Here is a 20,101-nt window from a genome sequence, read left to right as displayed (position 1 = left end):
CGTTGGCCCCTTTTCGCTCGCTATTTCCACCGGTTGACGTCAATCGCCTTGATATTGAAGGTAACAATCGTCGGGTCATATTCAAGATATTGACTCATGTTAAACGTATAGCTGCCGGGTGGAATATTACGAACACTAGCCGGCCAAAGCTCGTCAGTAGACACGGGTGAACCGGATTTGTCGTAGCCGGTTATTTGAATTTGCACTCCGACGGCCTCTGCGCAAGTGTTTTCCAGCGTGGCGACGCCAGTCATGTGAGGACTGCATTTTGTGCCCCCACACGTATCCACAAACTGGGCTTTCATCGCCGTTATTTTGATGTCCGACACCGAACAGCTGGCATGGGCGAACTGGGTAGCCGCCAAAATGGCGAGCGCTACGATGTACTTCATTGGGTAAATTTCCTTTTAATGGTTGTGCAGCTCAAATGTGTGGGCTACTCAAAAGGTATCGCGCAAAGCGTGGTCAGGGTGACCATTCTGAAGCAATAGCCACAATCGTCGCAGGCCATACGCACTCTCAAATAGCGGAAGCGATTAGCACGCGTATTCCGCTGCGAACGCCATAGGTGATTTGTCCGGGTCGAAGTATGGCCTTACAATCATTTAAAAATTAATACCTTCAGGCCTCCAAATGCACATACAGCACTTCACAATCGTCCAACACAAATTCCTTTACGTGAACGAGAATTGCGAAGCCTTTTGGTTTCATGAAGGGTTACATCCATCAGATGGGATCAGGCAGCGGCTAATCCCCGTACTAGTCCTTACGCTCAACGTTGAGGGTTTGGGTCTCTATCATCAAAGGTATTACCGACATGATGAGGGAATCTCGCTCGCGGAGTTCTTTCACGATGCTTGGACGAATAGCACCGTCCTCAAAGGAATCCCTGAGCAATTGTGCATAGATAAGGAACTGCTAAATGCGGCTCCGTTAATCGACATCCTGAAGCAGGTTGATGAGCATGGACATATCAAACACCTGGTAACTAATGGTGGCCGGGTATTTGGCGCAAGCAAGGCACAGGCGCAAAAGCAGACTTATACTGCACTCAGCTGGGACGACATTCGTGACAAACCAAAGCCAGACTCAATTAAATCAATGTTCAAACTCTTTAGTGAGAACTTAAGAGACCATGAGTCGTTTTGCACTCAAATTACTTCAACTCGCCCGAAAAGCCAGTTGGAAAATTTTTACCATCATATGGCTAGGACACCTGAACTTCCTTCCCACCCAGAACAATCTGACTTCTATCGATTCAACGAAGGTTGGGTGACACGACCTTCCAGTAAAGTCCCTCCCCTTGCTGAAGGGCAAGTTTTTATCGGCGAATTGGATAAGGGATGGGTGCACTGGGTTTCTCTGGGTTATGAAGACGATCATTTCGAAGACGAAGATGCCGAAGATGAAAACGACTTCGTGAGCGCCCCTCTATGGGGTGATAGCCACTACTGGGCATCCGAACTAGATGGCTTGCAGCCCGCATTGCAGGCCTTGCCTTACCCCCTTGATCATCACTTACCACTTAGTCTGCCAAGCACTCAATTTCAGGCATTTCTGGCAGGCCGTGAAGCATTGTCTAAGTTTAGAGTTTCCGATCTTGTTAACTTGATACACTCTCTCCCCTTAATAATTTTTCCTAAAACCTATAATGATAGCAGGCTGAGCTTCGAGTATCTAAGTCATGGCGGCGACTGTCGGTACATCGTTGAGTTAGTTGGCGGTCTTCACACCAATTCAAAATACAGAGTTTTTGCCTGTGATGGTTGCGCGGTAGGGCTGTTTCTCATTGTGATTAAAGCAGAATCAAAAGCCAACGGGCCTAAACTCAAGTCCGCATTTTTCTGCATCGACGAAGATCTGAACATAGGACAGGCAGGCTTCGCGGCACTAACATTTTGGATAGACAAAGTTGCAGAGCTTAAGTCTGAAAAGCTCTGTTCAGTTGTTTTGGACATGGTCCGAGAGATTCTGAGAGTTTCGCCTCCCGCGAGAATTAGTTATTCGTGATCAGCTCTTTGAGACGGTTGGCAGTCAGCCTGAATAACGGTAAAACTGGGAAGTTTTGCGGCTAGCATTACCTGGTGCTCAGCGCTAAAGAGAAAAGGCAGCCTAGCGAGGTCAGCCGCACGGCACACTGCCATGCGATTGTTGCCGCCGACGATCACTAACTTTCCCATATTGACAGCCAGCATGGGCGGGGTGATCAGAAGACCATTGCACCAGTAGAGAATGCAGCGCGCCACTTTGTCTTGGCTGTTCAGCCAAAGCTCGCTTTTTTTTCTTCGGCTGCTGCCGTGCAACTCACCATCAATTTCTGCAAGATTCGCTTCGCCGATCAGTACGTGGCTGTAATCATCAGAAAAATCACTGGCACTTTCACCATCGAGAGCACGGTGAAAGTGCTGCGGCGAATAGTCCCACGCGATGGAGAACGTAGCCGGCCATTTATCATGCGGCGCACCTCGGATTGCCTGGTTTTCAGGATGTGAACCTGTATACAGCTGGTCCTCAGTGAATCCGTAAAGGTCACGCATGTCGATGGTGTCAACGGCGCCTGTATTCATTCCCATAGTTTCCCAGCGTTGTGGCCTATCCAGTATGACCGGAACGACCTTGTGAATTCAGCGGCACTGATCATAAACCCGACGCCACCCAAACAAACCCTAACAAAGACCAAACAAACACCAAACTTACAAACAAAAAAGGGGCCGAAGGCCCCTTGAGTGTGTTGCCTGGGCATTACTCACGCCGCAGCGTCTTCCTGGTCCTGCGCATTCGCGAGAATGTCCAACTGGTTCGGATCCGACTGTTGTGTCTCTGCCGGCTCTGTCATCTGCGCCTTCAGTTGTTTCAGCAATTCCAGATCTTCCGCAGACACTTCAAGGAAGAACTTGTCGTCGATCAGTCGTACCGACTCGATACGACTGCTGAGACCAGTGAAGCTGCGAGTCATGGAAGCAACGACCTGTTTGCTGAGCTTCGGCGCCGCGCCAACTAGACGGTCGATATGCTTTTTCATTACTTTCGGCTTGGCTGGTTTGGCAGGCTCGGGAGGGGTGCTAGCCGATTCCTGCGCAGTAGTGACTGGTGCCACGCCCGAGTCTGTTGCCGACGCCACTACAGCGGATTCTGGGGCTTGAACCTCAGCAGCGTGAACAACCGTTTCAACGCTGCCGTCCAGCACATCCAGAAGATCGCCAGTCACCAATGCCGCAACGCCTGCGGTCGTCGCTTTGTCGGTGGCTGCCTCCAAATCCTTCCGCTGAATCTCGGCCGCTTGCTTGACCAAATCTACCGAGTCACTGCCGTGTTCTTTGTACAGATCCAGTGCCAGCGTTGGCGTAATGGTGCCATCAGTGATCAGCTTTTTCAGGGCAATCGGCAGCTCCAGCATCGAACGGTACTGACGCACATGCTCGCCCGTCTTGTTGAAGCGCTTGCCAATCTCGGCATCACTAAAGTCCCAGTTGTGATATTTCACGTAGTGGGCCGCCCGTTCCAACGGCTTCAGTTTCTGCCCCTCCTGGGACATCAGCACCAGATCTGCTTGCGCGACTTCGTCGCCCTTTACCTCGACAACAGGGACTTTTCCAATTGTCGCACCTTCAGACACCGCGAGTTTAATGGCACGGAGTCGACAATGGCCGTCACGCACATAAGGTGTGCCGTTGCGGATAACGATAAACAAATGAGGAAAAACGTCACCACGCTTGTAGCCATCCGCCATTTTGCGGATATGAGCGACCAGATCCGGATCGTCGTAATTGCGCGGGTTAAAGCCTTCTTCTTCCTCAATAACCTCCCATTTCATCGAGTAGCCATCTACACGAGTCACGTCATCGTCGGTGTACGCCTTGTAGGCGGAGAGGGTATTGATCGCCTTCGAGGGCTTACTCGGGGCAACCGCATTTGCCAATGGGGTTTTGTCCGCCACCTGCGCCGATGCGGTTTTGGCCGCCGACTTGGATGCTGGCTTTGCTGCGGTACTGGATTTATTTGCGGCAGTAGTCTTAGTGGTGGCGGCCATGGTCACATCCTCGCTGTAATTTGTGAGATTGCCTCTGTTGGAGCTGATTCTAGAGAAATCCCGGGGCTCTTGCAATATCCAAGTACAGTACTTATTAATTAATTAACCAATAGCTACGCAAAGCCTTTAAATTAAAGGCTTGGCGTGATGGTTGGGATTAGGTATTTCTGAGTTTTACGCGTGTGGTTAGGCCATTTGAGACCTGAAATGTGCACGAATTTCATCACTATCGGTCATGTCGTAGCGTTGCGTCGTCGTGATGCTTTTGTGCCCCAAAGCAATTTTGGCGAACGATATTCCCTTCGCGCGGATCAGGTTTGTGGCCACTGTTCGGCGCGCATCATGCGGCTTGACCACAGGAATGCCGGCAACCAGTGACCGGAGCTCCAAGGCCTTGTAGAGCCCGCCTGGCTTCATATCATTCAACGCTCGGCCGCCATTACTCACGCGCCGCAGAACCGGCCCTGTGGTCTGTCCCTGCTCGGCAAGCACGCAAAGCCACTCCTGTAAAAGCTTTATCGCCCAGCCAGCGAGGTACTTTTCAACAAATCGGCCACCTTTGACTGTCACTCGGAACGAGCCTTGAGAGAGGTCAAGGTTTTCTATCTCCAAGCTGACAGCTTCCGCGCGGCGGATTCCGGCCCCAAAGAGTAAGGCGATGATTGCTTTATCTCGAACCGCCAGCGTCCGCCGCTCATCAACCTCACAGCTTTCAAGCAGCTTGTGTCGGTTTACATCCTCAACGTACTTGCCGCGCCCAACTTCGTTGGTGTCACCGGCAGCTTTGACCTCGCTGAGCAGGGCGTAAGCGTGCTGCGAAATCAGGCCATGGGTGAAGCATGAGCGCAGCAAGCCACGCACTGCGTACACGTGCAACTTGAGTGTTGCTCCAGCCATGTCGGTTTTCCAGATTCCAATCAGCCTCTGTAGAACCGGGTAATCGACTTTGTCCCACGGCACATCCTTCAGGTCGAAATCATAAAAGCCCAAATCACTTGCAGCCCTGGTAAGGGCGTAGCCAATGGTGATCCAGCTCGACGGCATCATCCGAGCTTTAAACGCCTCCAACGCATGCCCGACGGTGTACCGCGTCGATCCATCAGCGAGAAGAACACTGTCGACCAACTGAACGGATGGTGGAATAAGAGCGATATCGTTCATATGGGTGCCTTTATTACCTTTGTCAAAACTCGCCAGCTGGCAATAGAAACTAAAGTCACAAACTAGCCATCTGTGAAAAATAAGCTTTTCCGATGCTTAAAATATCCTAGCTCAATTTATAATTAAGCAATAGTAGTTTCCAAAGTTAAATCATCATGAGAACAAAGATCAATATTATGCTGATAATTTACTATTGGCGGAGGAGGGCAGGGAAGGGCGTTCACTATTTTTTACGGCAAAGTAAGCAGCCCATAAATCAACAGAGAAAACCGCGCCAAAACATCGCAAACCCCCTATTTTAGAGGGTCTCACCATGAATCCAAAAAGCCTTGCACGATTTTTACTTATTATAATTAAAATCAAGAACTAACTTTTAAACAATAAGAAGACAGTATATAGGGGAGGGCGCACATAACGTTAAAGCAGCAATCAAATGTAGAACCTGGCTATCAATTGACCGTGTTCGCTTTTCTACAATTGGTACGCCGACAGCAAATTATAATAATACAAAACCCCGAACCATTACGCTTAACCCATTGAAGACCGCACAACCTAAACCAACTAACAGATATTAAACAACCCAAAAAATTCAGAATTACTTATAAAACCAGCGAGTGGCGCGGCCAACAACCGCTACAAGCAAACCCCGAAGCCGCCATATCAGCCGCCACGGCGCTGACTCAGACGCAGGGGGCACTCCCGGCACGGCCCTGCGCTGGTGCAGACGCAATCCAAAAGCATCTTGGATCGTACAATCCAAAGTGATGACGCTACGTGAAATTTGCTGCCCAACCACCCTGCTAATCGCTCAGATTTCACGTAGGAACGCGCAAAATCAATAAATCGTTTAAAATCAATGACATAGGGAATCTAAAACGTCTTCGTCGCGAGTTAGTCGACATCCCAGCTGCAAAACGGCCTGGTACAGGTCCGGCCTCGCCGAGTCCGCGCCGTGACGTCTCAATGGCATATAACCAAAAGGAATTAAATCTACTAAATAGTGATTTAGTAGATCTATCTAGGCTTAATATTACTAAACCATGTCAGCGAAGCTTAACAGAGACGCCGGCCTAAGTTAATCGCCTAAACTATGATTTTAGCGACTAACTGATTTCGCGCTGGGGAGGCCTTCAGGATCGGCTGCCAATCCTGAAAAGGAGAAATTCCTTGGGAGAATCCTGGCAGGCCAGCTCGGCGGCCTGTAGGAAAACACGGCTCTTGATGAGCTGAGGCTGGCCAGCTTCCAGCGACTTACGAACTGCTTCAAACTGCTTGGCTGTACTCAACGATCACCATAGCTGGTGATTTTACTCCTTGCTCGGCGAAGCCGACCTTTGCCCGACACACGGTTAAGGCCGCCGCGAGCATCCAGACGAAGGAAATGCACATTGCTGATTTTGACTCGCCGCAACACAGAAAGCCTGATCATCGGTGACGGTGAAATCACCGTCACTGTCCTGGGCGCGCAAGGTAGTCAGGTGCGGATCGGCATCAGCGCGCCAAAGGATGTGCCAGTTCACCGCGAAGAGATTTACGAGCGCATCAAGCGCGAGGGTGAGGATGAAGCCCGGTAGATCAGCGTGATTTAAGCGTGCCACACAAATTAATTGTGTGGCACGGAAATAATTCATGTACCACATAAATCGTCAATTCATGTACCACATAAATCGTCAATTCATGTGCCACTGGAATAGGCTCTTAACCGAGTCGCGGACCTGTGTAGACCTGCGGCCGCAACTCTGCCTCAAACCTGGTGCAGACTTTGGCGAGCATGGCGGTGTCCGCCGTGTTGGCGCCAGCGGCTTCAAAATAACCGGCCGCCTCACGCGTTACCGAATACACCTCTTCGATGATAGTTCGGGCCTCATCCTTTCCACTGATGCCGAAACGTTCCGGCGTACTCATCAGGTTGCTGATGGTTGATAGGCGCCCCTCACTGCCGATGATCAAAGCTTGTAATCCGAGCTGAGTCGGATGCGGCAACACGTCGAACACTGGCGACAAACAGTAGCTGGCAGCGGAAGTGTTCGTCATCAAGAAACCAAATTGGAGACTGTGGTCGTCGCTATTTCCGATGAGTACGTTGAAGCACATCCTACGAAAAAGGTCGCGCATATCGAAGGTTGCGTCGTCACTGATTTTCTTCAACACGTCGGCAATCCGCGAATAGGACATTGCCCCTTCGACCGATCCGACTTGCATGCGTGGTTTTTCCGCGCTGATCAGGGAGTTGGCACTCAGGTAGTGCTCCCTTCCGGTGCCGTCATGTCGGTCGAACCGTTCAACCATCAGCACTGGGCGCCCCGCTACCTCGACCAGCTTGTGACCTGCTGCCGGTAGCCCAGCCGCTTGCGCCATTTGTAGGCTGGCGAATTCTGCACGAGGCTGATCAAACACATCATCGCTTCGGCCGAGTTTCGCAATCCACTCTTTGCCTTCGTGGGTCACCGTAACTTTTGGCCTGGCGCCGCCCATTGAGCTGCCAAACTCGAACAGGCGTGCAAGCTCGGGTGGAAGCTCGACGTCACCTTTTTCAATTTGATCCATCGCAAGCATGATTTTTTCGAGGTCTTCGAACTGCGGCGGCTCGTGCAAGGTCGGCAATTTTGTTCGCGAAGCACTGAAAAGCAGACATCCTACACCGGCGCCGCGAGACGCCAACAACCACTCAATATCGTTCTGCGGTTGCTGTCGGTGGGTCGCGAGCAAAACTCGCCGCCCCCAGTTATCTGGCGTTGCATCGTCTAGTGCGCCGAACATCCGTGGCGAAAAATATTGCCTGGTTGTCAGCGGCAGGTTGAGTGGATCGACTGCAAATGAATTTGGACGGGCGAGCCAACTGTTCGCATAACGAAAGACAAACCCACCCCCATCCATGGCGACCTCGCCAACGGGAACAGGATCGCCTACGTCATGTGCCGAAAAAACAAAGGCATTACCAATCGGAGCCCAGTTTGACATTTCCGCCCTCTCCTTCTGTTCGGACGCGTTCCGGCTCGCGAGCCAACTCAAGCGTCAATCCAACCTCATCAAGGTGAGGCGCGGCTATCATAGCCATAGCTTCTTCAAGGTCGAGTGCGCTCAAGACGTTCATCAGTACGCCAAGCGAAATACCAGACTCGCCCTTCTTCAGACGCTGGTACGTTTGATTCGAAATACCAGCTCGACTGCAAATCGTAGAGGCTTTTAGCCGTCGCCGTATTCTTGCCAATTCAATGTTTTGGCCGAGCTGTGTCAACAGTTCCTGGGAGCGGGCTGAGACATAGCCCTTGCGCGCACTCTGCATGATTTATCACCACATAAGCCCTGTTAGTGATGATATTTCACCACCGGATAATAGTCCACTCGCACACAAATCATTTTTTACGCAGCGCCTGGCAACAATATGCGCGCACGCGAAACGGTCAGCGAGGTGACAGAGTTTTGGAAGAGTTCCGAGAATGGAATGGCGCTCGGCCGAAGGGTCAGCTGCTGAGCGTCGCTTTATGAGGCGAGCGCCCGAGCTTTTCACAGGTGGAAAGGTAATCGTCGACGGCGACTTCAAACGCCTGCTCTAGTGAAACGAGTGATTCGCCATGAAAGCCTACGACTTCTGAAATGCCGTCCAGATGTCCGACGTATACGCCGTCTTCTTGGCTGTACTCATAGCGAGCAGTGAAGTCTTTGTACTTCATAAAAGACACGGGATCAGGCAGGGCTACGCCCTGGCTTTACCTGCAAGCGGACCTACCGGCTCTTTCGACTCGCGCTTCGAAAACAAGCTTTCGAGCAGAAAGGTGTCGGTCCGGTTAGTGACTGCAACCTTTCGGAAAAGATGCAGCTTTAGGACGCGACCATCCCAAGGCTCGTAGTGCTTACCGGTTTTACCGCGCAGTGTCGCTTTTACCTTGCTCATATATTCACCTCTGAAACCATCGTAGCCTCAATCAACGACCATCTCAAGTTGGCGGCCATTGTATTTGAATCCAAGATCAAGGTAATGGGGTATTGCCCCTTCCCACGGCTCATCAACCACTATGACCGAAGCGTCAACAAGTTTGCAGTACTGGTTAACTGCCAACAGCATCAGTGTCGTCACCTGACCCTTCAGGGGATGAGCCTCATCGGGATTCCCCTCAAGCAATTTGATACGCACCAATGTCCTTCCTGCGCTCGGAACGGCAAAGCAGAGGCCGCAAAGTTGATCGGCAAACCAAAGTGACAAATCGAGGCACTTGGGATCACTCTTCACCGTATTGGGTGAATCCCACCAGTCGAAATTTGGTTCCTTCCGCCAGCCCTCCAGCGCGGTGAGGGCCGCATTATTGATGCTTTCGAAGCGAACCTGACTGTAATCGGTCAGGCCTTCATAGCCGTTTTCTAAAAATTCGCGATGCATTGCTTGGACACGTTCGCCGGCCTTTGTACGGGCTACAGCCGCTCTCGCTCTCCATTTTTCTTGTTGTACCGGACGCCTCATAACCCTCCCCGTCTTTCCGAATCTGCTTTCCTTGCGCACCTTATCATCACGGTGGCTGGCAAACATCAACGGCCAAAAATGTTAACGCAACGTGTTATTGTACCTTGTACGCCCAACACTTATCCACGGCAGCTGTTGATAACCCTGTGACTAAAATCAGGACATCCATATACAGCGCGCCGCATGGATTATGATCAAATAATGACCAGCGCCTGAGATTGAGGGAAACCCACGTGGCCGACGAAAACGCACCCAACGGACGCAGCCCTCTGCAAACTGCAATGCAGGTTGCACGCATCTATTTTCAGAACCACCTCAAGGAAGATCCGGTGGCCAAGGAGTACGTGCAGAAGCGCGGCCTAACCCCTCAGTCGCTATACAAATTTCAGATCGGCTACGCACCTGATCAGTTCAAAGGGCTGTGTGACCACTTCACCTTCCATAGGGTGAGGCTTGCCGCCGAGCAAGCCAGTCTTTTGTTCACATTGCCTAACAGCAAGCGTATGGGCGACTTTTTCCAAGGTCGACTCATGTTCCCAATCAAGGGCATGGACGGCGATATTCTCGGCTACGCCGGCCGGCTGCTCGTTCCCAAGGAAGGCTCTGGCAAATACATCAACACGGCAGAGACTGCCATTTTCAAAAAAGGCGAACTGCTCTACGGCATGTACGAAAACTCGCAGGCAATAAAGGCTGCGGATGAGGCGATGCTCGTTGAGGGCTACATCGACGTTATCACCATGGCCGCCAACGAGTTCCCTATCGGGCTCGCGCCCATGGGCACCGCGCTCACCGGCAATCAGTTCCGGCTAATTTTGAACATGGGGGTGAAGAAGCTAACGGTGTGCCTGGACGGCGACGCCGCTGGCCAGCGAGCAGCTGACCGGACAATCAACGTCGTCATGGACCAATACCACCCGAGCATGCAGGTGTGCGTAGCGTTGCTACCTGATGGCCACGACCCGGACTCGATGATTCGCGAGCATGGCGTCGAAGCCTTCCGTGCCGCGAAGGATTGCGCCATTCCACTTGATGAGTACATCCATCAACTGTGCGCGAAGGGACACAGGACGCCACCTGGTCTTGAGGATCGCGCTGAATACCTCCAAAAGCTGAAGGACTACCTAACGCGTTCAAGCGGCGTGCTCTATTCCAAGCTGTACAGCCACGCTGAAAAGTATTCCGGCTTGCCCACCAAAGAGTTGAACGCGCTGCTTCCAAATGCCGAAGCCACCAACAAAATAAATTGGGACGCCAACACCGCGCTCGCCGCTCGCTGGCTTGTTCACGACCATCACCTTCAAAAACGCATCGCGGCCCAAATCGCCGGCATCGAGTTGAAGACAATGGGCCTTGGAGAACTCACAGACCTCGCCAAGCAGTACCTGGATGGAAGCGAGCCATCCGGCAAGCTTTATCAGTTTGCGAAGGCTCATGGGGCTCTGGCGCCCACTGAGGTCGCCGAGTTACGTGGCAACTGGAAGAGCTGGATGACGCGCGCGTCTATCGAAGAGAACCTTGGGCGCATCGCTGAAAATCCATACAACGATGCAGCAAAGAAAGCGATTCGAATGACGCTCAACTGAGAATCATAGCCGCGCCTTCAGTGGCGCGTCAGCGGGCCTACTTCTGACGCCATGCTCATTCCGGCAGCCCATTCAGCCTGAGCGTCATCCGGATTTCTGCGAACATGCGCCGCCATTCCCGCCGTCGCCACTTGCTCGACTGTTTGTGGCAACAGGGGTTGTGCGCTATCGCCGTTGGCGCCAAACAGTCTCAGTACCGATGCGCCGCGCGTTGCAATCCAGTCGACCATCACCAGATGGATGCTTGCCACCGACTCCTGCGGAGGCCTCGCCGCCCACATCGCCGTGCTTCTCGCGAAAATGGTCGCACCTGACAGCAGCGTATCCACGTGGCTTTGTGCCTTTTTCCCGCTCGGCACAATGTCGAATTGATTGATGATCGTCAGAACACCATTCAAAAGTTGATCGCCCTTGATCGCAGCGTCGTTATGCTGATCAACCACTGCCTGAGGCAGTCGGTATTGCGCGCGAACGCCAATGCCTGGGCTGTAGGAGTAAATCCAAATGTTCGACATTTTCTCTGCCGGCTTTGCGGGGTACTGTGGTGCCATGATCAGTCTCTTAGTGGTTGGGGCTGCGCCCCTTTTTGTATAGGTAACGACTTACTGGAAAACGCATCGATCTGCGACTCATGGAGCGTTCTTGCACGCGTACACTCACCCTCATCATGCTGCCATGGCTTTTTTACCCAGCCGGGGTGCAGGTCGATATTCCCTCGATTCAAGCGTCGCAGATTCGCCGTGCACTGTTTTCTGCGCCGACGCTGGAGGACCACGACATAGATCAGAGCGAGCAGGATTGCCCCTGGGAATATCCAGATCGTTCCAGTCAGCCACGCGACCGCGCCGACACCTGCAAGAAACAATAATATCAGCCCCATTAATCCCCCTAGCGGTTATCAACAACATCCAAAATTTCAGCGGCCGTACACATCACGAATGAGCTTATCTGCTTCGGCGTAGCGCTTGACCGCACGGCTGACAGTCGCCTGCTTCAAGTTGAATTCGTTCGCTGCTGCGACCTGGGTAATCCCATCGATCAGCACGCGCCGCGCTGCTTGGTTTGCCTTGCTTTCAGGGATGCCACGCATCAGTTTCACCAAGGCGTCGTATTGTTCGCCAGTCATCGATTTTGTGATTCGCACTGCGCTGCTCCGTTACTGCTTCAACCATCATGCCCTGCCCGGTCACCGCGCAGTTGCGCGGGTGCGGACCGGAAAGAAATTTCCTGAAAAGGGCAAAGTTTTTCCCTTGTGCTGCGGATCGGCTCCCAGCCTGCTCAGACTCATCGCGCTCGCCGCCTGAAACCGCCAATTTCGCACCTCTACTTGAACACTTTGTCAGGCTGCGTGGCGTGGTCATTGATCCAGTTCAACGCGACCTGGGACAGGTAAGGAACCGCCTCCGAAAAGCTTCTCAACGGCCGAGATACATACTTGCCGCCGACGTAATCCTGAGTATTCGTGCGCTCTTCCCGTCTCAGCACTTCTTGCCAGTTACGAGGGATACCCTTGCCGCGCTCTTGATACCCCGCTTTCTCAAACAACTGATCTGCACTGGTGCTGTAATAAACCTCCAGCGCCGGCTGATCATCACCTAGCTTTTCAAGCCATTCCAGAGCGGCCTCGGGCTTGGCATAGGTACTACCGAAATACAGCCTCAATCGTTGTTTTTGCAGTTCGTCGCCGAACTTGAAAAGCAGTGCGGCTACGCCCTGGCGAACCACCAGCTTATTGAATTTGGTGGCGCCGCTCTTCGAATCACGTGCGCTTAGCTCGTCTTCACGACAATGGATACCTACCTGAGCCACCATGGCTGGCAAGGCCACCCTCCCACGGGAGTTATCTGCAACGTAGCGAACAAACTTGCGGTAAAGAACGTCCCAGTCAAACGCCCCACTGAAGTAATCCAATCGATCAAGATTCACATCAGCCTCTGCAATCAACTTGTCGATGGCGGCCGGCGTCAAATCATCAGCCATTGTTTCCTTCGCCCAATTACCTTGGTGCTCGGGCCACTCATGCAGTGTTGTTTCTTCTGCGGTGACCTTTGGATAGATGATCAGCTTGCGGCTCACCTCCCTCAGGCCAGATTTTGTCCGCTCGACGGTGATGCGCGTCACCCATACGTGCTTGTGGATTCTTTCCTCGCGCTCGGCCGCAGGGGTGACGACGTAAAGCCCATACTTGCCCTTTCCCGTCATCACAAAGCGCAGCGGAGTGAGGTCGTTCGCAAGCAGAAACGCTGGCATGTCATCCATTGGATTGTGGCCCGCGCGCAGCAGTTGGTAGAGCGTTGCAAGGGCGGACTTGAGCACAACCGGGTACTCCGCATCACCTGGCGATGGCGGAACCTCACCGCGATGGGATGCCCGCCATAAGCGAATAGCCTTATCCGCCTCTTCATCCAATGAAACGTCCAATGGGATTTTGAGCCGACCTTGTTGCGCTGCATTGACCAGTGCACATTTGAATGGCGCTTCGAGGTCGAACTGCTCTTGTGCAAGATCCCCAATGGCGAATAGCGTTTCCATGTAACGGGAGTAGAACCGGCGATTGGTCCGCGACTCTCGATAGAACGCGATATCACCCGGTTTAACGGCGTCCATCACCAAGTGCGTGAAAGCCAGCTCATCGTTGGCGTGACGCCTGTGTCCGCCGCTCCCAAGGTAAAGCTTCATCTCTGCGCCCGCCGTGCTTTGACTGCACCTCAACGTAATAACGGTCACCTTGTCTCTTTGCGATGAGCAGCTGAGATTGCGGGCCTGCCCATGTAAACCGCTCATAGGCCTGATCGCGGTCTGGCCCGTACATGGTGAACGCACCGCCGACTTGATCCTGGTTCCAGTTCCCCGGCAGGTACACAAGGACACGCGAGCCCGACTGCAAATGGGCATTCATCGACTTGAACCATACGTCATAGGGTGGTCGCTGGGTGCCGAGCTTTACCTCGTCTTCATGCACAAATCGGAAATGCTTGGTCTGAAATCCCAGATCAAAAAAACCGCGAGACGTTGCAGGGTCATAGAACTCGCCAAACAACTGGTGATTGTCATTGAGCCCCCATAGCAGTATGAGCAACCGCTTATAGAAGAGCGCAAAGGCGTCGTGTTGGGCGAGCTTATCGGTGTATTTCAAGTCGTCGACAGAGATGTCTTTGCCGTCGATGCCGGCGAAAATCTTGTCCGCGTCATCGCTACTAGGAAACAGCCGCGACGCAGTGTCAGTGGCAAGCTCAGACCAGACCTGATGGATATTCTCGCCGTTGCGAATCAACAGGAATGACGTCAGGTTAGGCTGGTTCGCAATCATGTTTTCGTAAGCAGCACCCATTCCCGATTCGGTGTTATAAACGGCTCCGCGACGCCGAATCCGCGCCAGCACAACGGTGCGCGGGTAAGGAAGGATCCTGTCCCTAAGCGCCTTGTCGGTCTTCAGAGTGGCAATGAAGGCAGGCATAGAATTCACGTCCATTCCCGCATCATTGAGCTGAATCAGGAACTCTTCCTCAAGGAACATCAGGTCTTGAAACAACCAAATCGGCTCGTCGGCTGGCGCTGATTCGCCACGCACCCAAGTGTTGATTTCAACCCCTTCGCCCGTGTAGAGGCCCATTGAGGCAACACCCTTTTTCAGGTGTTCTGCGTAATCCATAACGTCGCTGACTGACGCCAGGCTGGCGCTGGCGTGCTCGCCGTAGAAGCGCACAAGAAGGCCTGTCGCCTTGGCGATGTCCTTGGTCTTAAGCTGGATGAAATCGGTGTGACGCTTTGCGGTTTCGATGACCGATTGTGTTTGAACCTTGAGGTCGCCGAGCGATTTTACATGCTGCACCATCGCGCCAACCGTCGGGCTCCCCTGATTCGTCGGGGGCGCCAGCAACGCTGGAATTTCACTTGGTGGCGGACCGGCAATAATTTCTTGCTGTAGGCGTCCAAGCTCCAGCTCAAGGACTTGGCGCTCTTTCAGGCGGACAGCCTCAGCGTCAAAGCATCGCTCAAATAACTCGTAGAACTCAGCAGCGAGAAATCTGATGTCGCTCTGTGAATCCCAAAGCGGATGCGCAGCCATGATTACGGTGTGCAGCCCGACGTCATCATGCCGAAGGTTTTTCACGAGCAAGACAACACCCGCGTCTACGCCTTTGCGCAGCACCTCGCGCCGCTCGTAAAAAGTGTCTGCTTCGTTATCGTCCCATTTGTGATGCTTCACCTGGGTGACGTTGACTTTCTCAGGTATGGCGCTTGAAGTTTTCCAGAACTGGCCCGCCTTCAGTGGCTCCAGATTCGCATCAAACTTGCTTGGGCGAACTTCGTCTTCGAAGGTCGTCGAGGAAGGAATGAGTTCATTTGCCATGAAGGGGTCAGATCCATATGAGTGCATTTCGATTCGTAGGCGCTCACGATTGTTGCCACGTGACCGCACAATCAAAATAAGCCTCTAGAGGCTAATTCGCAAGCAAACAATTAATTATATTTGCATATCTCAATGAAGACCCCGCACAGAGGCATCACGCGGAAGGGATCAGCTCCTCGATAGAGGCTTTCAGTTTGCGCTTGGACGCATCGCCTTCAGCGCCGTGAAAGAGACGGGCATAGTCCAGGCCAAGCAGAATGCCTTTCGCAAGAATGGCATCTTCTTGCTTGCCAGTTTCGCGGGCGACTTTGATTTTTGCATCAAGCTCGGCGAGTGCATCTTTTGCGATTTCGGAGCGAGGCTTACGACTGATCACGATATATTCCGTTATGGGTTGTTTGGCTGAGCGTTTTGGGCAGAAGATCCTGGCCCAAGCTGGCGTAGTCTAACTGCCGTGGCCATCACAGCTCAAACCACCAAATCGCTAATTCCATGGTGGCGCTCACGGTGACAGTTGGGACATAGAGCGAATGCGTTCTCTACAGTATCGGCACCACCCTCCGCCAACTTAACCTGGTGATGAACTTCGAGGTATGGCGTGCCATTGGATTTACGAGTAAACGGCGCCGCAAGCTTGCAGCCCTCGCACACGCCCTGCGCTCGTTCCAGCACCTCGACCACAACGTATGGGTTGCGATTGAACTGCTTTACAAGTCGGTACTCGACCACAGGCTGAGTTGGTGCTTCGGCAATTAACCGACGACGCTCCTCAGGCGGCAGACGCTTCGCCCGCTCGACTCGCGCCTCAAAGTCCTCAACCGGCACAAGCGCGGCCGGTTCAGCGGTCAGCAGTTGTGTGAAGCGAGCAAAGGTCGCTCTCAACCCGACGCAATTGTGGCCGGTTCTATTTTCAAAGTAGAAGATGTGAGCTTCAAGCGCCCTCAGCGCCGAATACAGCCCTTGCGCGCCGAAGCTGGCGAAGATACTCGTCAACATCATGTTGACGCCCTGATCGCTCACCGTGGCCGTCCAGCGCCGCCCAGAGCGCATACACGCGTAGCAGTTCAGATATGCATTGGCGGTGTATGACGTGAACTGATGTTGCTGCATGAGCGTCTCATGCCCCACCGCCCGAATGAATCGGCCCTGCTCGATCCCTTGAGATGCTGCAAGTGCAGCCCTCGTCATTGCCATATCCACTTCGGCGCCAGCCATCCGATGAGTCCTTTTTGTCGATCAATCAAGGATGCCGCCAGCCTACGTTGAGACTGCCGGTAAAAAATGTGAGTGGACCACTTGGAAGAATGTCGGCGCTAAAGTAGAGTCGCGGCCGCCAGAAGAGATTAAGCTCCTCCCTGGCATTTTAAAACCCGGCGCTCAGGCGCCGGGTTTTTTTTGCAAAAAAATTGGGATTGCCCAGCTGGCCGCCGCCTCGCCGTCCTCAGCCATACTGGTAGGCTTCACTGATGAGGATCTTCTTCACGGCAAGGGTGCGCGGTGAATCCTGCGGAAAACCGATTGGGTTTGGCAGGCGCGGCTCCACGGCACGACTGATTTTGTGCGTGCGGGAACGCAGCCAGTTCGCGTCAGCTGTAAAGTTGGCCTCACTATTGTTTTCACGAAGCGCGGCCAGCTTCTGCTGCAACTCCTCTGTCATGACCACACGCCCGAGGATGTGAAAGTCATCATGGCGAAGGGTGGCGCAATCCTCGGCCGGCATCGCGGCCAAATTTGAAGGGATGCCCGCACACAACTTGCCCGTACCAAAGATCCGCTTCGCTTCAGCCAACATTTCCCCAGCGGTCAGCTGGCCACATTGAAGTGGGACGATCACACGAGCGCCGGCATCGATCCACGAGAAAACCCGTTTCGCGTGCTCCTCCCAAAGCGCCAGCGTCTTCACCTGGTCACCGATTACATCGGGCGCGACAATGGACAACCCCTCAGGCCGGTCCGTCATGGTGATAACGCTCTCGTAGGCGCGAAACACCTTTGGCCAATCCACGGGCTCCCCTTTCTGAAAGGCCGTAAACGCGCCCGAGTCAATGAATACGCTGCCTCCGCGATCCAAGTGCCGTGGCAGTACCAAGATTGTTTTGTTCACGTCCAAGAGCGTTGCCACAACACCTACAGGTACTCCAACGTCAACTGCCGCGCGCAGGTCACTCTTAGCGCTCATGCCTGAATGATAGGCAAGCGTCCATGGATTCATCGAAAAGATCCTTCTCCGGCCGCAAGCCGGTTGGTGTTTGAGCGCCAGCTGCGAATGCAGGTTGACGGTGGGTTCGCGGCGACGCCGCATTCTCCTGCTGCACGCCGGATGGCGCGCAGGTGTTACCAGTTCAGCCCTAAGCGCAGCGAGGTTCGCATTGGCAGTGATTGAAACTGCCGGCCGGATCCGCCAAGTAACTTTTGCTCTGCCGCACCATGCCCTGGCGGTCCGAAGGCTTCACGCTGGTGCCGCAAGACCAAACTGGTGATTGACCCTCTAGCCACTCAACTCGCTTGAGGTGGTGAGCGCGGTCGGCAACCCGCTGCGCTTTGGCCATTTGCCGGGCCTTCATGGCGTCACCACCGATTCACCATCGTCGGCCTGTACAAGGTCGATACCGGTCTGCGCAAACCCGTATGCAATCAGACAGCCTTTGGCACCGCCCAGAATCGTCTTCCGAGCCTCAGCCCATTCTCTCTCTGTGAAATACATGTGCTGGCGAGCAGCGCGAAAAGCGTTTTCCAATCCGACGACCTTCAACACAGAGCCGTTGGCGCAAGAAACCTGAAAGGTTGCCGCCTGCACGAAAAGATCGGGGTGATCCTTCAGAACCCGCGTCGTCGGCATCGAAGGCAGAGCGCCGAAGTCCGGCGCATCAGGGCCATTGAAATAGATCGCGTTGTTGCACGCTGCATGATGAACGTCGACCAGCGCCGCGTCAGCAGACTCCGCATCAGAGAAGGAATGAAAGTCAGGACCGAAGGTAACAATCCATTTACGGCCGTGATTTACCAGCGCTTCTACAGTTGCCTGATTTTGGAAGTCTGCCAAAGCGAGTTCGTGCGGGGCCATTTCTATTTCCTCGAAGGTGATTCAACGAGGAAAAGGTTAATCCATACGACAACCTTTATGCAACTAATTGTTGTCGTGTGCGACAATCTATTTCTTTGTTTTTTTGGCCTTGCACTTTGGAAGGCCCTTTACTGCGTCATCCCAGTGAGGCTCGCGATCTTCATCATTAACAATCTTGCTGATCCAAGGCGGCGTTTTTTTCCAGCGCTCGGCCAGGGCGCGCCCTGACCAACCTTGGGCCTTCATCAATTCCTTAAATTCCAGCGCTGTTAAGCGAGCTTCCGACATACCTAATTCCTTCATACTGAAATGGTGACATCAATCCCATCAATCGCCATCGGCACCTACAACGGATTCCATCTGCCTGGAGCAGATCAACGGAGAGCAAACGAGTGCCCAGTTCGCGCTGATCCAAGTCAGCCGGGTAACGTGTCTCCGCTGCAATGCCCCTCTTGCACATCGTCCTTTGCCACGATGGCATCCAGCAGCGCGGTGCATTCGCGCTGATTGTTTATCCACCACAGCACCGCGTCGAGTATCCAGTCGTTCATGGTAATCAGAACTCCACTTTCCGCGCTCGCCAGGTCCGCAGCTTCCGTGACACTCGCACGCACGCCATCCGGAAGCCGGATTGCATCACGCCGTTCAGGGGTATGGACCTCCACCGCAAAAACAGCCACCTTGCTGAGGACGACGGCGGACTCAATCAGGCCGAGCTGGCGAACAAATGACCTTCGGATAGCCGATGCCCTCTTTCGATCCCCCAACGACTCTACGATTGCTGCCGTGATTTCAGCGTTTGCGCTCCTACGATGCAGATCCCCTAGCGCTGACATGGCGCCCATGACATCCCCTCTTGCACGGAGAACGAACTTATCCGCCGTTCGTGAGTTGGACTGAGGGCGCAGTCCAAGCTCTGCCCTCTTCGCTTCTCGGGTGGTTTGTGCGATATGCCTTGCAGCGTTGTTCATTTTTCAGTGCTTCCAGCTGTACAACGTTCAATTCTTGAGCAGCTATCGTTCGGATCGGGCGCAATTCGCGCATCCTGCTGTTCCCCCACAACCCCCGCAGGGGGGCTGAGCACTTTTGTGCTTGCTGCCAACGCAAGCCGATTTCGGCCTTTTGATGCGTCACATACAAAAGGTTTAGCGATGGACGTGATTAAACCATAGGACAACTATTAAGCAATAAATAGTTGTCTTGGGGTTTAACCATATAAGGCATCCTGAGCAGCTGGATATTGGCTATTTGGTCGGGTGGACCGGCGATTCGTGGTCGGCGTCGATCAGCTTCGCCCTACCGCCGAGCTTTTCTGGCTTTTACTGCCCCATTTACCGGGTTAAGCTATAACTGTACATAAATACAGTAGAACGCCATGAATGCAACGCTGCTCGCAAAACTGACCGATAGCATCCCGAAAATCGCCCTACCAATGGCGGGTCAGGCG

Annotated in this window: 22 protein-coding genes; 3 read left to right on the top strand and 19 right to left on the bottom strand. The window is 53.3% G+C overall.

Features of this window, described 5'->3' with window-relative positions; genetic code table 11:
• Window positions 1-20 precede the first annotated feature (20 nt).
• Window positions 21-392, bottom strand: a complete 372-nt coding sequence (locus K0F88_RS19565; RefSeq protein ID WP_219096146.1) for a hypothetical protein — start codon at window positions 390-392, stop codon at window positions 21-23.
• A 241-nt stretch (window positions 393-633) separates the two neighbouring features.
• Between K0F88_RS19565 and K0F88_RS19560 the strand changes: the two genes are divergently transcribed.
• On the top strand, window positions 634-2,010 hold the full coding sequence (locus K0F88_RS19560) for a hypothetical protein (protein ID WP_219096145.1): 1,377 nt from the start codon (window positions 634-636) through the stop codon (window positions 2,008-2,010).
• On the opposite strand, the gene K0F88_RS19555 is transcribed toward K0F88_RS19560, so the two are convergent.
• The 3 genes from K0F88_RS19555 to K0F88_RS19545 all read right to left on the bottom strand — a co-directional run bounded on the left by K0F88_RS19555 (window position 2,001) and on the right by K0F88_RS19545 (window position 5,191).
• The gene (locus K0F88_RS19555) at window positions 2,001-2,567 is read right to left on the bottom strand and encodes a hypothetical protein (RefSeq protein ID WP_219096144.1); all 567 of its coding nucleotides are present in this window, start codon (window positions 2,565-2,567) and stop codon (window positions 2,001-2,003) included. The two genes, K0F88_RS19560 and K0F88_RS19555, sit on opposite strands and share 10 nt — an antisense overlap.
• A 179-nt stretch (window positions 2,568-2,746) precedes the next feature.
• Window positions 2,747-4,030 carry a hypothetical protein gene (locus K0F88_RS19550; protein ID WP_219096143.1) on the bottom strand — a complete coding sequence of 428 codons (1,284 nt, stop codon included), beginning with the start codon at window positions 4,028-4,030 and terminating at the stop codon, window positions 2,747-2,749.
• Window positions 4,031-4,216: 186 nt separating this feature from the next.
• On the bottom strand, window positions 4,217-5,191 hold the full coding sequence (locus K0F88_RS19545) for a tyrosine-type recombinase/integrase (RefSeq protein WP_219096142.1): 975 nt from the start codon (window positions 5,189-5,191) through the stop codon (window positions 4,217-4,219).
• 1,388 nt (window positions 5,192-6,579) lie between these two features.
• Here K0F88_RS19545 and csrA point away from each other — a divergent pair.
• Window positions 6,580-6,765: a carbon storage regulator CsrA gene (gene csrA, locus K0F88_RS19540; RefSeq protein WP_219096140.1), complete on the top strand. Its 186-nt coding sequence runs from the start codon at window positions 6,580-6,582 to the stop codon at window positions 6,763-6,765.
• Between the two features lie 124 nt (window positions 6,766-6,889).
• On the opposite strand, the gene K0F88_RS19535 is transcribed toward csrA, so the two are convergent.
• The 5 genes from K0F88_RS19535 to K0F88_RS19515 form a co-directional block, all read right to left on the bottom strand.
• Complete coding sequence (locus K0F88_RS19535; protein WP_219096138.1) at window positions 6,890-8,152, bottom strand: type II toxin-antitoxin system HipA family toxin; 1,263 nt, start codon at window positions 8,150-8,152, stop codon at window positions 6,890-6,892.
• Window positions 8,127-8,477: a helix-turn-helix domain-containing protein gene (locus K0F88_RS19530; protein WP_257605303.1), complete on the bottom strand. Its 351-nt coding sequence runs from the start codon at window positions 8,475-8,477 to the stop codon at window positions 8,127-8,129. Before K0F88_RS19530 ends, K0F88_RS19535 begins: the two co-directional genes overlap by 26 nt.
• A 178-nt stretch (window positions 8,478-8,655) precedes the next feature.
• Window positions 8,656-8,865 (bottom strand): type II toxin-antitoxin system HicB family antitoxin, encoded by a 210-nt coding sequence (locus tag K0F88_RS19525; protein WP_219096136.1) that lies wholly within the window; start codon window positions 8,863-8,865, stop codon window positions 8,656-8,658.
• A 23-nt stretch (window positions 8,866-8,888) separates the two neighbouring features.
• Complete coding sequence (locus K0F88_RS19520) at window positions 8,889-9,086, bottom strand: hypothetical protein (RefSeq protein WP_219096135.1); 198 nt, start codon at window positions 9,084-9,086, stop codon at window positions 8,889-8,891.
• 27 nt (window positions 9,087-9,113) lie between these two features.
• On the bottom strand, window positions 9,114-9,569 hold the full coding sequence (locus K0F88_RS19515; protein WP_219096134.1) for a hypothetical protein: 456 nt from the start codon (window positions 9,567-9,569) through the stop codon (window positions 9,114-9,116).
• A gap of 314 nt (window positions 9,570-9,883) precedes the next feature.
• Here K0F88_RS19515 and K0F88_RS19510 point away from each other — a divergent pair, with 314 nt between their 5' ends.
• Complete coding sequence (locus K0F88_RS19510; protein WP_219096133.1) at window positions 9,884-11,236, top strand: toprim domain-containing protein; 1,353 nt, start codon at window positions 9,884-9,886, stop codon at window positions 11,234-11,236.
• A 17-nt stretch (window positions 11,237-11,253) separates the two neighbouring features.
• On the opposite strand, the gene K0F88_RS19505 is transcribed toward K0F88_RS19510, so the two are convergent.
• The 10 genes from K0F88_RS19505 to K0F88_RS19460 all read right to left on the bottom strand — a co-directional run bounded on the left by K0F88_RS19505 (window position 11,254) and on the right by K0F88_RS19460 (window position 19,625).
• Complete coding sequence (locus tag K0F88_RS19505) at window positions 11,254-11,787, bottom strand: hypothetical protein (RefSeq protein ID WP_219096132.1); 534 nt, start codon at window positions 11,785-11,787, stop codon at window positions 11,254-11,256.
• Between the two features lie 365 nt (window positions 11,788-12,152).
• A complete protein-coding gene (locus tag K0F88_RS19500) occupies window positions 12,153-12,380 on the bottom strand; it encodes a transcriptional regulator KorA (RefSeq protein WP_257605302.1) in 228 nt (75 codons plus the stop codon).
• A gap of 179 nt (window positions 12,381-12,559) precedes the next feature.
• A complete protein-coding gene (locus tag K0F88_RS19495; RefSeq protein ID WP_219096131.1) occupies window positions 12,560-13,915 on the bottom strand; it encodes a hypothetical protein in 1,356 nt (451 codons plus the stop codon).
• Complete coding sequence (locus tag K0F88_RS19490; protein WP_219096130.1) at window positions 13,866-15,590, bottom strand: hypothetical protein; 1,725 nt, start codon at window positions 15,588-15,590, stop codon at window positions 13,866-13,868. Before K0F88_RS19490 ends, K0F88_RS19495 begins: the two co-directional genes overlap by 50 nt.
• Window positions 15,591-15,744: 154 nt before the next feature.
• Window positions 15,745-15,966 carry a hypothetical protein gene (locus K0F88_RS19485; protein WP_219096128.1) on the bottom strand — a complete coding sequence of 74 codons (222 nt, stop codon included), beginning with the start codon at window positions 15,964-15,966 and terminating at the stop codon, window positions 15,745-15,747.
• A 92-nt stretch (window positions 15,967-16,058) separates the two neighbouring features.
• On the bottom strand, window positions 16,059-16,805 hold the full coding sequence (locus K0F88_RS19480; protein ID WP_257605301.1) for an HNH endonuclease: 747 nt from the start codon (window positions 16,803-16,805) through the stop codon (window positions 16,059-16,061).
• 226 nt (window positions 16,806-17,031) lie between these two features.
• Window positions 17,032-17,802, bottom strand: a complete 771-nt coding sequence (locus K0F88_RS19475; RefSeq protein WP_257605300.1) for a hypothetical protein — start codon at window positions 17,800-17,802, stop codon at window positions 17,032-17,034.
• A gap of 348 nt (window positions 17,803-18,150) precedes the next feature.
• Window positions 18,151-18,654 carry a hypothetical protein gene (locus tag K0F88_RS19470; protein WP_219096127.1) on the bottom strand — a complete coding sequence of 168 codons (504 nt, stop codon included), beginning with the start codon at window positions 18,652-18,654 and terminating at the stop codon, window positions 18,151-18,153.
• Between the two features lie 87 nt (window positions 18,655-18,741).
• Entirely contained in the window at window positions 18,742-18,942 is a 201-nt protein-coding gene (locus K0F88_RS19465; RefSeq protein WP_219096126.1) for a helix-turn-helix transcriptional regulator, read from the bottom strand.
• 128 nt (window positions 18,943-19,070) lie between these two features.
• Window positions 19,071-19,625, bottom strand: coding sequence for a hypothetical protein (locus tag K0F88_RS19460; RefSeq protein WP_219096124.1), 555 nt, complete (start codon window positions 19,623-19,625; stop codon window positions 19,071-19,073).
• Between the last annotated feature and the right edge of the window lie 476 nt (window positions 19,626-20,101).

Source organism: Pseudomonas sp. UMAB-40 (assembly GCF_900095275.1).
Classification (GTDB): Bacteria; Pseudomonadota; Gammaproteobacteria; order Pseudomonadales; family Pseudomonadaceae; genus Aquipseudomonas; species Aquipseudomonas mandelii_B.
Note: the sequence above shows the minus strand (reverse complement) of the source record. Positions and strands in the feature narration are given on the sequence as shown.

Coding starts and splice junctions, on each gene's coding strand:
- K0F88_RS19565 (WP_219096146.1), bottom strand. CDS start 392: ATGAAGTACATCGTAGCGCTCGCCATTTTGGCGGCTACCCAGTTCGCC.
- K0F88_RS19560 (WP_219096145.1), top strand. CDS start 634: ATGCACATACAGCACTTCACAATCGTCCAACACAAATTCCTTTACGTG.
- K0F88_RS19555 (WP_219096144.1), bottom strand. CDS start 2,567: ATGAATACAGGCGCCGTTGACACCATCGACATGCGTGACCTTTACGGA.
- K0F88_RS19550 (WP_219096143.1), bottom strand. CDS start 4,030: ATGGCCGCCACCACTAAGACTACTGCCGCAAATAAATCCAGTACCGCA.
- K0F88_RS19545 (WP_219096142.1), bottom strand. CDS start 5,191: ATGAACGATATCGCTCTTATTCCACCATCCGTTCAGTTGGTCGACAGT.
- K0F88_RS19535 (WP_219096138.1), bottom strand. CDS start 8,152: ATGTCAAACTGGGCTCCGATTGGTAATGCCTTTGTTTTTTCGGCACAT.
- K0F88_RS19530 (WP_257605303.1), bottom strand. CDS start 8,477: ATGCAGAGTGCGCGCAAGGGCTATGTCTCAGCCCGCTCCCAGGAACTG.
- K0F88_RS19525 (WP_219096136.1), bottom strand. CDS start 8,865: ATGAAGTACAAAGACTTCACTGCTCGCTATGAGTACAGCCAAGAAGAC.
- K0F88_RS19520 (WP_219096135.1), bottom strand. CDS start 9,086: ATGAGCAAGGTAAAAGCGACACTGCGCGGTAAAACCGGTAAGCACTAC.
- K0F88_RS19515 (WP_219096134.1), bottom strand. CDS start 9,569: ATGCATCGCGAATTTTTAGAAAACGGCTATGAAGGCCTGACCGATTAC.
- K0F88_RS19505 (WP_219096132.1), bottom strand. CDS start 11,787: ATGGCACCACAGTACCCCGCAAAGCCGGCAGAGAAAATGTCGAACATT.
- K0F88_RS19495 (WP_219096131.1), bottom strand. CDS start 13,915: ATGAAGCTTTACCTTGGGAGCGGCGGACACAGGCGTCACGCCAACGAT.
- K0F88_RS19490 (WP_219096130.1), bottom strand. CDS start 15,590: ATGGCAAATGAACTCATTCCTTCCTCGACGACCTTCGAAGACGAAGTT.
- K0F88_RS19480 (WP_257605301.1), bottom strand. CDS start 16,805: ATGGCTGGCGCCGAAGTGGATATGGCAATGACGAGGGCTGCACTTGCA.
- K0F88_RS19475 (WP_257605300.1), bottom strand. CDS start 17,802: ATGAATCCATGGACGCTTGCCTATCATTCAGGCATGAGCGCTAAGAGT.
- K0F88_RS19470 (WP_219096127.1), bottom strand. CDS start 18,654: ATGGCCCCGCACGAACTCGCTTTGGCAGACTTCCAAAATCAGGCAACT.
- K0F88_RS19465 (WP_219096126.1), bottom strand. CDS start 18,942: ATGTCGGAAGCTCGCTTAACAGCGCTGGAATTTAAGGAATTGATGAAG.
- K0F88_RS19460 (WP_219096124.1), bottom strand. CDS start 19,625: ATGAACAACGCTGCAAGGCATATCGCACAAACCACCCGAGAAGCGAAG.